General features: G+C 52.5%; 7 protein-coding genes. 6 read left to right on the top strand and 1 reads right to left on the bottom strand.

Annotated elements, in window-relative coordinates:
• The 4 genes from P8N76_12375 to P8N76_12360 form a co-directional block, all read left to right on the top strand.
• Positions 1-982, top strand: a 982-nt coding sequence (locus tag P8N76_12375) for a dockerin type I domain-containing protein (protein ID MDG2382457.1), incomplete at its 5' end; no start/stop codon positions are given.
• Positions 983-1,242: 260 nt separating this feature from the next.
• Positions 1,243-1,920 (top strand): hypothetical protein, encoded by a 678-nt coding sequence (locus P8N76_12370; GenBank protein ID MDG2382456.1) that lies wholly within the window; start codon positions 1,243-1,245, stop codon positions 1,918-1,920.
• A gap of 65 nt (positions 1,921-1,985) precedes the next feature.
• The gene (locus P8N76_12365) at positions 1,986-2,900 is read left to right on the top strand and encodes a hypothetical protein (GenBank protein ID MDG2382455.1); all 915 of its coding nucleotides are present in this window, start codon (positions 1,986-1,988) and stop codon (positions 2,898-2,900) included.
• 315 nt (positions 2,901-3,215) lie between these two features.
• On the top strand, positions 3,216-4,238 hold the full coding sequence (locus P8N76_12360) for a Gfo/Idh/MocA family oxidoreductase (GenBank protein ID MDG2382454.1): 1,023 nt from the start codon (positions 3,216-3,218) through the stop codon (positions 4,236-4,238).
• Between the two features lie 78 nt (positions 4,239-4,316).
• Here the strand turns inward: P8N76_12360 and P8N76_12355 are convergent, their stop codons facing one another.
• Positions 4,317-5,306, bottom strand: a complete 990-nt coding sequence (locus P8N76_12355; protein ID MDG2382453.1) for a Gfo/Idh/MocA family oxidoreductase — start codon at positions 5,304-5,306, stop codon at positions 4,317-4,319.
• 182 nt (positions 5,307-5,488) lie between these two features.
• Between P8N76_12355 and P8N76_12350 the strand changes: the two genes are divergently transcribed.
• Together P8N76_12350 and P8N76_12345 are read left to right on the top strand one after the other, a co-directional pair.
• On the top strand, positions 5,489-9,658 hold the full coding sequence (locus tag P8N76_12350) for a PQQ-binding-like beta-propeller repeat protein (GenBank protein MDG2382452.1): 4,170 nt from the start codon (positions 5,489-5,491) through the stop codon (positions 9,656-9,658).
• Positions 9,655-10,923, top strand: coding sequence for a hypothetical protein (locus P8N76_12345; GenBank protein MDG2382451.1), 1,269 nt, complete (start codon positions 9,655-9,657; stop codon positions 10,921-10,923). Before P8N76_12350 ends, P8N76_12345 begins: the two co-directional genes overlap by 4 nt.

Here is a 10,923-nt window from a genome sequence, read left to right as displayed (position 1 = left end):
GGACAAACTACTGTTAGTGGGTACTTCAGGTAGAGATGCGGTCGAAGTCAATGCTCACGACAACGATATCTCTGTCCAACTCATTTCCAACGGAAACGATCGACAACAAAAGAACTTTTCAACATCCGAGGTGAACGAACTTGAAATCGTCCTACTCGCCGGGGATGACTTCGTCCAGGTGACTGGCCAAGACCCGTCACAGCTTGAACCTTTCACACTTCAGATCGACGGCGGACGCGACGACGACTGGATCTCTGCGGAAGCCATTCGAGTCAAAGTCACCGACATGCAGGGCAACAACACCATCACAACAGGCCCCGAGAACGATGAGATTCACACCGGAGACGGCAATGACGGAATTGATGCAGGGCAGGGCGAAAACACCATTCGCGATGCGGGAGGCGTCAACCGAATCATCACCGGACAGAATGACGACTCCATTTATCACGCGAATGCAGACGACTGGATTTTTGTCTCCGATGGCGTAAACCAGATTTGGCTGAATGGCGTGAAAACCAACTGGCACAACGAAACAACTCCCGAAGATGTCAATCGCGACCAATTGATTACGCCACTCGACGCTCTGATTCTAATCAACCAACTCAATTCAACCGGATCGTATCCTTTGGTCGGATCCGCCGACACGGTCAGCTTCTACTATGACACCAACAATGATGATTATTTAACTCCGATTGATGTCTTGAAAGTCATCAATTATCTCAACCGACCGATGGCAGAAGGCGAAGACGATTCGGACCACGATTTGGCAGCCAAGCCAAACGGCAATCAGGATCAGATCACGGATGCGTGCTTCGCAGATTGGGAGCCAGCCAAGGAACGTTCGGCTGAGATCGCCGACCGGCTCCACAATCCTCGCCTGCTTTCGCAGGAAAAGACGTCCGCGTCAAACGGCTCACCACTCCATGGCGTCGACAATGAACTTCCCAAACGGCTAAAGCAACGCACCTACCGGACTTGGTAGACGACGGGTTCGACCCATTGCATCACCGACGCTGGGTACTCCTGGCAAGACGGGCAGGATCTACCAGGAAATGACTTGCCGTTATCGCCCTGGAGCGGCGCTGATTGGAACAATCGCCTCGCTGTTTCCGCCAGCGAATGGAGTTCGCATCTGAGCTCACTGTTTGATTTAACACCAGGATGGATTTAGATTACGTCGCAGGTTTAAATTCGAACAGTACTTTCCACTCAACCGAAAGTGACCGGGCCATGAACCAGACGATGACAACGCGTAAGTTTGAGCCGACGACAGTCATTCGCCAGAGCTGGGATGATTTCAAACTACACGCTGCAATCTTGATCGCTGCGGCAGTGATTCAAATAGCTTTAGCGATTCTAATCGTCGGAGGCGCTCAACTCATCACTTGGGCGATACTAAACGCCACGGGACGACCTCCCAATCTAGATACGACCAGTGCGATCACCATCAGAGTCGTTTCGGTAGTCGTTTCAACGCTTGTGAATATTTTCTTTCAATTGGGCTATATCACCCTTGCCCTTAAAGTCGTACGCGGGCAAACTCCACAGATTAGCGACCTCTTTTCCAATTTCTCCCGGCTCGGCACGGGATTTTTGGCGTTCTTGATTTTGATGGTGCCTTCCATCATTGGCTTTGCCTTACTGATCATTCCTGGCGTCATCCTGGTACTCGCCTGCTTCTTCACCTTCTGGTTTATTGTTGACCGGAACCTGCCAGCAGTTGAATCGATCAAAGCATCATTTGCTGCAACTCGAGGTGCGAAGTGGGATATTTTCGTCTTCGTCCTTTTAATGCTTTTGATATGCATTATTGCCATGATCCCTTGTGGCCTCGGCCTGTTGATTTTTCTACCGATCTTTTCAATCGCTACAGCGCATATCTACCTAGCTCTGACCGCAGACCGTTTCAAAACGAGCTAATTACTGTCAACAAGCAGGAACTCCTGCATCAACTTCGGATTCGCAAGCGTTCGGGAGTCTGCTCTGTGAAAGCTCATCATCTTCATTCGCACAATCGACGATCAGTTATCAATTTCAGGTCGCGTTTACCCCTGATTTGTTTGGCGTTTGGGCAGCTGCTCTTAGCCCCACCCCTACACGTTTGGGGCTGGCAGAACAGCAATCTTCCGCCGACCAATTTAGCCGGAGACCCCACCTTTGAATCACAGATTCCCGAACAGTTCAGACACGTTTATCGGATCGGTAGCTTCTACATCATGGGCACCAACCAACGTCCCCGAGAAACCGATCGCCGAAACCGATCAGGGAAAGAGGTCGTCCTGCAAGCGACCCGTCTCTTCAGCAGCCTGCTTGACACCAATACCGACGGCCGAGTTGATCAGCCCGAATTACTGAAAACGATGGGCAAGAATTTTGCCTTCGCCATCGGATACGATCGTACGTTGCGCCCGATCGAAGAATCACTTCACCAAGGGACGGGCCATTACATCATCTCAATGAAAACGGATATTTGGCCTTTCTTTCCAAATTGGGACGGAACTGGCTTCCAGCTGAAAAGTTTGGATAGCTCGATGTGGCGACCGGATGGCATGAACGCGTTGTGGGAAGAATGCTTTCACGTCTATACGGAAGCCTGGAACCGGCACTCCGAGCGATGGAGTTTTGATCGCAGAGGATTATTAGGGCGATCCATGGCGGCCGACATCCAAGCCGGCCATTACGATATTGCGGAACAAAATCGAATCGAGGGCGGTGAATACGACTGGAATACGGCCGTCAACGAGTATGTGCATCAGATCTGGCTGATTAACCAGGCTGGCCAATCGGCCATTTTGACGGCAAATCAACAAAGAGTCCTGATGTTCGTTCAGGCAACCCAACAATTTCCTCTCAGCATGAACAAAAATTACGCTCGAAAACTGGCTGTCAGGGTTCGATAAGCACCAAGCAAGTCAGCCCGTTTCTTGAGCTCGGCTGATGATCAAGAGGAAAACGAGGGCGACACGAGGTTACCGATGAGTCTGGAAGTTGCCTGAGTTGTTCCTCTAAATCTCCGGTATGGGTGAATCAACTGCTCGTTTTTGTACGAATTGCCAAGAGAGGCCGTTGTGTGATTGAGTCAAATGGCCAGCGGGGGGTATAATCCCGAACTTGGTTTTTAGGCGACCGGGCAGAGCCTTCTGGAGATTCTGGCTTGGACTCGGACCATAACCGATCAACTGCGTACCGGATCAGCTCAAAGAAAACGGTATTTCATGAAGCTTAGAGTCGGCCTTGTTGGCCTTGGAGACGCGTGGGAAGTACGGCACCGTCCAGCCTTGCGCGCTATGAACGATCGATTTGAAGTACGCGCGGTCTGCGCCCAGGTTTCGCTACAAGCAGAACGAGCTGCCGAAGAGTTTAATGCAGAGGCAGTTGACGGATATCGTGTGCTCACGGCTCGTGAAGATATCGATGCCATCCTGATGCTGTCACCGCAATGGTTCGGCCCGTTACCCATCCTGGCTGCGTGCGATTCAGGGAAAGCTGTCTACTGCGCAGCAGCTCTGGATTTAGAGTTGAAACAGGCTATCGAAGTTCGGGATCGTGTTGAATCTGCCGGAATCGCTTTCATGGCAGAACTCCCACGTCGACACGCAGCCGCCACGTTACGACTCAAAGAACTGATCGCCACTCGCTTGGGTAAACCCAAACTGCTCTTCTGCCACCGCCGCAAGTCGAACCCGGACACGAACGGCCAAGGGCAGGGGCGTTGCTTCTCAGCGTTGGTGACCCGTGACCTGATCGAATTGGTGGACTGGTGCCGCTACGTCATTGGTGCCGAACCCACATCTGTCTTAGGAGTTCAACACGATCCGGGAATCGCGGCAGATGATGATCACGGAATTTACCGGATGATGAATTTGGATTTTTCACAAAACAGAAACTCGGGCGAAGGACCAATGGCACAGATTAGCTGCGGTCATTACATGCCCGCAGCGTGGACCGAAGCGATTTCCTTTCGCCCACCGGCAGGTCTGCAAGTGGTTTGTGAAAACGGCGTTGCCTTCATCGATTTACCTTCAACGCTCATCTGGTTCGACGAAGCCGGTCGACATATGGAATCGCTTGAAACCGAACGGCCCGTTGGAGAGCAACTCTTGGCGTTATTCCACCGAGCCGTCACCAGCCTTGTCCGAAAAACCAATGATCTGGACGATGCTTATCACGCGTTATCGATCGTAATCAGTGCCGAGGAAAGCGTGGAACAGGGCAGGCGAATCAACCTGACGCAGTAAGACCGCCCCACCGATTGCTCGGATTCACCGGAACGCCCTATTGATCGGGAAGCCGAGACGTTCCAGTCGTACGCGAGATCACATCGCGACACTCGTTTTTGATTGCCCACTGGCCTTGATCGCCTCGATAATTCTCATGTTCGCCACGGCGTCGGCAATCGGCGTCGGCACCGGCTGATCGTTGAGGATCGCGAGCGACATCAGATCGCCCTGAACCGTGTACTGATCGGTTGTTTCCAGCGAAATCTCAGCAACCTGACCTCCTTGCTGCAACCACATCCGGCAGGGCCGATCGGCCGGCGCGTTGAAGGGAATTTCAATCTCTACTCGACCATCACTGCCATAACAGTTGACCCGTTGGTAAGGACTTAATTGCGTCGAACAGGTAAAGGTCGAGGTACCTTGCTCAAATTCGAGAATCCCTGACGCCAACCGATCCGTCTCAAATTGCGGATCATAGTCAATAACACCGTAGACCCGATTAGGCTCGGATTGAAATAAGAATCGCGACAGCGAGATGTTATAGCAGCCAATATCCATGAGGCCACCGCCGCCAATGTCACCTTGATTGCGGATATTTTGAGGATCGTCATTGAAGTACGAAAAAAAAGATTGAATCGTTTTTAAGACACCGATTTCTCCTGCGGTGATTAAGTCGTAGGCACGTTGCCACTGAGGATGGTGACGATACATGAAAGCTTCCATCACCTTCACCGTCGGATTCCTTTCCGCCACCTCGACCAGCTTTTGGCCTTCGTCAGCGGTCAGTCCAATGGGCTTTTCGCACAAGACATGCTTGCCAGCTTCAATCGCCTTGATTGACCATTCCACATGCAAATGGTTCGGCAGTGGATTGTAGATCGCGTCAATATCAGGATCGGTCAACAACGCTTCGTAGCTGCCGTACGACTTCGGAATGGCCAACTGATCCGCGACGGCTTGGGCCCGCTCTTGATTTCGCGAAGCAATCGCAGTAATTTCAGCGTGCTCGCCGGCCTGCATTGCTGGAATCACTTTTTCCGTGCCGATTTTTGCACTGCTCAACACCCCCCAACGCACTCTATTCATAACTATTTTCCTCGTCGGTATTTAGGCTGAGATTCACCAAGGATGGTTATAGACGCGAACGAGGGTTCACTGCAACGCGGCACCCAAAGAGTTCTCCGTTGGGCGAGTATCATTGGGAGCGAACAGGTATACTGAGGGGATCTTCTGACCTCCCGAATTCAAACCTATTTCTGCACCACCGCATGCCCAAACAGAAATCATTTATCACCCTTGCAATCCTCGTCTTGCAGGTCTGCCGCCTTGCTGAAGGAAGTGACTGGCCTCAATGGCGTTTCAACGCGCAACGAGGAGCCGTCACGAATCAGACGCTTTCCGCCGATTTGTCACTGCACTGGCAGCGTGAATTACCGGCGGAATCACCCGCTTGGCCGGCAACGCAAGCCAAGTTGCAATTTGATACGACCGCCCATCCCGTCGTCAATGGTCAAAAACTGCTCGTCAATTCGACCGTCAACGACTCCATCACTGCCTTGGACACGCGGACTGGCGAGGAACTATGGCGATTCTACGCAGGTGGTCCCGTGCGTTTCGCGCCCATTGCCGCCGACAAATATGCCTATTTCGTTTCCGACGATGGTCATTTGTATTGCCTCGAATTGGCAACAGGCAAGCAACGTTGGCGATATAACGGCGGTCCATCCAACAGCCGGATTTTGGGAAACGAACGGCTCATTTCATCCTGGCCCGCACGCGGCGGACCTGTCCTACAAGACGGGAAAGTGTTCTTTGCTGCCAGTATCTGGCCATTTATGGGTATCTTTATCCACGCGGTTGATGCTGAAACGGGCGAACCCGTCTGGGTGAACAGCGGCGATGGAACCAATCTTACGATTCAGCCACACGGAGCACCGTCCTTCGCAACCGTCGTTCCTCAAGGGCATCTCGTCGCATCCGAAAACAATCTGATCGTCCCCGGGGGACGTTCGGTTCCAGCCGTCTACGACCTGAATTCAGGTCGGCTTCAGCACTTCAACTACCACGGCAAACATGGCGGACACCATGTCTTCACAGACGGCCAGTATTACTTTGTTGGAGGAAAAACATTCGGCATTTCCCAGGGCAAACTCCTGGAAGACGAAGCGCCCGCAATCGCTGGCCCCGACGCGGTTATCTTTGCATCCAAGAAATCATTTACCGGCAAGTCCGTGGGAACATCGCCACGTAAAACAAAAAACCGACGCGGCAAATCAGAAAAAAAACCATCCCGCCAAACCCAGTACACCCGGAAGACGCAAAGTTCGCTTGGAACGATACACCTCCAAACCGATTCGCTGCTGTGGACTGCAAAGGGAAAAGTAATTTCCGCTTATGAACTGAAGGGAAAATCGATCGCAAAACCATTTTGGACGGCGACGGTTACCGATGACGTCGCAGAGATGATCGCTGCTGACGATCGATTATTTGCGATTACGCGTCAGAATCAGTTAATTTGCTTTGGTCCAGGCAAATCAAAAGTCAAGCGACATTCACACGATCAAAAGAGCTTGAAATCCGGTGGTCCACCTGAGAACACCTCCAAAACAATCCTTTCCCTTGACGGCACGGAGGCAGGATACGCAGTGATCGTCGGCGCAAATAACAACCGTCTCATCGATCAGTTATTGAACGAGTCCAACTTACACCTGATCGTGTTGGATCGAGATGGCGAACGCATTCGGAAATTCAGGGACCGCATGCAAGCGGCGGGTCTCTACGGAAATCGCATTTCGGCCCATGCAAACCTATCCCCCGAGAGCTTGCCTGCCTATCTCGCCCAACTAATTGTCTTCAACTCGCCTGCGATTTCCGCTGAAATCCTCAACGACCAAGGTCTCTCAGATTGGTACCGTGTGTTGCGTCCTTATGGGGGTAAACTTTGCCTGATGCTGACGCCGTCTGAGCACGCTCGGCTGGAACAACAAGGGCGAGCACAATCGCTACCTGGACTCAAGCTGGCTCGCCTTGCTGGCTTGACTGTCGCAGCCAGCATGGGGCCCTTGCCGGACACGGACGATTGGAGCCATCAATATGGTAACGCCGGACAAACGGGCGTTTCTCTCGATCAGCGGGTAAAAGCACCCCTGGGGGTTCTTTGGTTCGGTGGTCCGTCCCACGAAGGAATTCTGCCTCGGCATGGCCATGGACCAACACCCCAAGTCGCCGGTGGTCGAATCATTATCGAGGGAGCGGATTTTTTACGCTGCCTTGACGCCTACACTGGCAGGCAACTTTGGCAACGCGAATTAAAGTCCTTGGGAGCTTATTACAACAACACGAAACATTTCCCAGGCGCCGGCGAAATCGGCAGCAATTACGTCTCAACACCCGATCACATCTACGTCGTCTACGGTCAGTCAATCCTCAAGCTCAATGCATCGACCGGAGAAACACGACAAAAGATTCAATTGCCTGAGAACCGCAACGGATCCCACTGGGGACACATTTCAGTCTGGGAAGATTTTCTGGTGGCAACCTCCACACCCGTCAGCATCAGCACATCCGATTTATCAAAAATACGCAGCCCAGAGCCTGCTCTCAAAAACAATGAACGAGCTGTGATTCACGCCCACGCGAAATGGCGCTATTTGGCAGGAAAAGATCCGGCTGGATCTTGGGGCAAGCCGTCCTTTGACGATTCGGATTGGAAGCTGGGACAAGCCGGATTTGGCTATGGCGATGGCGATGACAACACCAAGCTCAAAGACATGGAAAAACAGTACACGCGAGTCTTTCTGCGCCACACGTTCGACCGCGAACAACTGAAAGACCTGTATTCGCTCAGTTTATTGATCCGATACGATGACGCCTTTATCGCCTATCTCAACGATCGGGAAATTGCCCGCAGTTCACTCAAGTCGGGCCGTGGAGCCAACGCTGACGTTGAGTCGCATGAGGCCGATGAGTTTGAAGTTTTTCGAATCAAGAATTGGCGACAATTCCTCCAACCCGGCGAAAATACAATCGCGATTGAAGGCCACAATGTGGGGCTTAAGAGCAGTGACTTCACTCTCGATCCGTACCTCGTAGGACAAACGCGACTGCCCCAAAATCGAAAAACAGAAGTCGCGCGAATTGACAAATTTATCGCTCCGACTCGTTACGCCTCAGGCAGCCGACGACTTGTTGTGCTCAATCGGCACACGGGCCGCGAACTGTGGCACCGAGATGCCGACTTTGGCTTCCGCCACAACAACATTACCGTGGGAGCAAACAAGGTTTTTTGTATCGATCGTTTTTCAGATGCCAAACAACGCTCCTTCCAAAGACGAGGCATCCAATGGAAGCAACCGGCCCGCCTTTACGCGTTGAATTTAATGGACGGCAGCGTTGCCTGGGAAACGAACGATCAAGTCTTTGGGACCTTCCTAAACTATTCTCAGGAACATGACGCACTCGTTCAGGGCGGAAGCCTCTATCGGGATCGCGCCTCAGACGAGTCCGACAAAGGAATCGTTGTCTATCGAGGTCGCGACGGTAAAGTTCTGTGGGAAGATTCGAAGCTTGCCTACGGCGGGCCCCTGTTGCTCTGGAAAGATCAGATTTTGACCAACGGAAATGGTGGATACGCGATCGGGATGAAAACAGGCAAGAAGTCGGGCTGGAGCTACGATCGTGAGTATGGCTGTAATACGGCCCACGGCTGTCAAAATCTTTTGACTTTCCGTTCGGGAGCCGCCGGATTTTACGACATGCTCCATGACGCAGGGACGGGCAATTTGGGGGGATTTCGATCCAGCTGTACAAACAACCTCATTCCCGCCAACGGCATTTTGGCAGCGCCCGATTACACCCGAACCTGCAATTGTGCCTATCAAAATCAGACCTCGTTGGCCTTGATTCATCAGCCGTCTGCCGAATATTGGACCTTTGGAGCGAAAAAAACGGCCGGGCCGATTGGGTTAAATTTCGGTGCACCTGGCGATCGGCGCGACAAGGATCGCACGCTTTGGGTCGACTATCCCAGCGTCGGCGGCAAATCGATAAAAATAACCGCGAAAATCGAGCCCCAAGAGGCAACCACGTTTCGCCGCCACGCGTCGACGGTCCTCGGCGAGCGGCCCTGGATCACCGGTTCCGGGCTAGAAGGGATTCGAGAGATTCGGCTGGGATTCGAGACCAACTCGATTCATACGTTGAACCTATTTTTCCTAGAACCGACAGAGTCGACGGAACGCAACTTCGACGTCATAATTCAGGGAAAAATCGTGTTACCGAGCTTCTCACCGGCAAAGGCAGCAGGCGGAGTCGGCCGAGGTGTGATACGATCATTTGAAGTGAAACCGACCAAAAAGTCTGCGGTGATCGAGCTTCGCTCGCAATCGCCGCTCCCACCAGTGATCTCGGGATTGGAAATACTCCAACAAGAATCATGAAACGAACTTTCTTCTGGCTCTTGGTTTGCTGCTACTTCGTGGGAATGGGTGGCTCCGCTTGGGGATGCAACATTCCTGTCTTCCGCTACGCCTTGGAGAATTGGCAGCCGGACCCTTACAGCGTGTTCATTCTGCACCAAGGTGATTTAACGAGCGAACAAGCGGCGCTGGCATCCGCCTTGCGGTCGAAATCGGTCGAGAACCAGGCGATTTGCAACGCGAACGTTTTCGTCGTCGACACGCGAGAATTGGCACCCGACGCGAAATCGGCGATGGAGCTACCGATTGGCACCGTCGACTACCTACGTCGCTGGCTCGAACACAGTTCGAATGCCTCACCTACGATCGTCACTCTGTTTCCCAATCACCCCCCCCAATCGCTCCCAGCCTGGCACGGTGATTTCAATGAAGCCAACCTTCGCGCCCTGTTGGACTCCCCTTTACGTCGGGAAATTGCCCAACGAATCCTCGACGGCCAGTCGGCCGTTTGGGTGCTGGTCGAAAGTGGCAACACAGCAGCAGATGAAGCAGCTTTCCGTCAACTCGAGAAGCTCCTAATCGACGCACCAAAACTTGTCAGTTTGCCCGATCAAGAACTGATTGAGACGGATGAGGAATACAATCCCGACAATGAAATCGAATTAAAGGTTGAGTTCTCTGCATTGCGAGTCAGTCGCGATGCGAGCGACGAAGCGGCAATCGTCTCCATGCTACTTGGTAGCGAAGAAGACCTTCGCGAGTTCAACGAGCCCATCGCGATTCCCGTTTACGGCCGAGGTCGAACCTATTACGCGTTGGTCGGAAAGGGAATCAACGCGGACACCGTGAACGACAATTGCCAATTCATGTGTGGGGCCTGTTCCTGCCAAATCAAACAAGACAATCCTGGCATTGACCTTTTGATGGCAATGGACTGGAAAAATTTAATCACGGAATCAGCGATGGAAGACATTGCTTTGCCGGAGCTCACTGGCATCGGAGGATTCGAAGTCGAAGCGTCCGACGAACCGGGCCCAAATCCCGAGGAGGATCCAGCCCTACAAGTGGCCTCCGTGATGCCAAACAGTCCTCTCGAGGCGACCGATGGCACGCTCGATTCACCGCCTCAAACAGCCGAAACGATCGCCACATCCGATACCCTGGATGAGGCGGCGGGCCAATTTGAACAACGCCTTCTGACTTGGTTAGTCGGATTTTTTGCCGTGGGATTAGTTTTTGTGATCGGTTCCACCTTGATATTAAAACGCCGGACAACGACGCGATAA

The sequence above is a fragment of the Pirellulaceae bacterium genome, from assembly GCA_029243025.1.
Classification (GTDB): Bacteria; Planctomycetota; Planctomycetia; order Pirellulales; family Pirellulaceae.
Note: the sequence above shows the minus strand (reverse complement) of the source record. Positions and strands in the feature narration are given on the sequence as shown.

What these genes read in the sequence shown, in the direction of transcription:
- P8N76_12370 (MDG2382456.1), top strand. Translation starts at nt 1,243, where the DNA reads ATGACAACGCGTAAGTTTGAGCCGACGACAGTCATTCGCCAGAGCTGG.
- P8N76_12360 (MDG2382454.1), top strand. Translation starts at nt 3,216, where the DNA reads ATGAAGCTTAGAGTCGGCCTTGTTGGCCTTGGAGACGCGTGGGAAGTA.
- P8N76_12355 (MDG2382453.1), bottom strand. Translation starts at nt 5,306, where the DNA reads ATGAATAGAGTGCGTTGGGGGGTGTTGAGCAGTGCAAAAATCGGCACG.
- P8N76_12350 (MDG2382452.1), top strand. Translation starts at nt 5,489, where the DNA reads ATGCCCAAACAGAAATCATTTATCACCCTTGCAATCCTCGTCTTGCAG.
- P8N76_12345 (MDG2382451.1), top strand. Translation starts at nt 9,655, where the DNA reads ATGAAACGAACTTTCTTCTGGCTCTTGGTTTGCTGCTACTTCGTGGGA.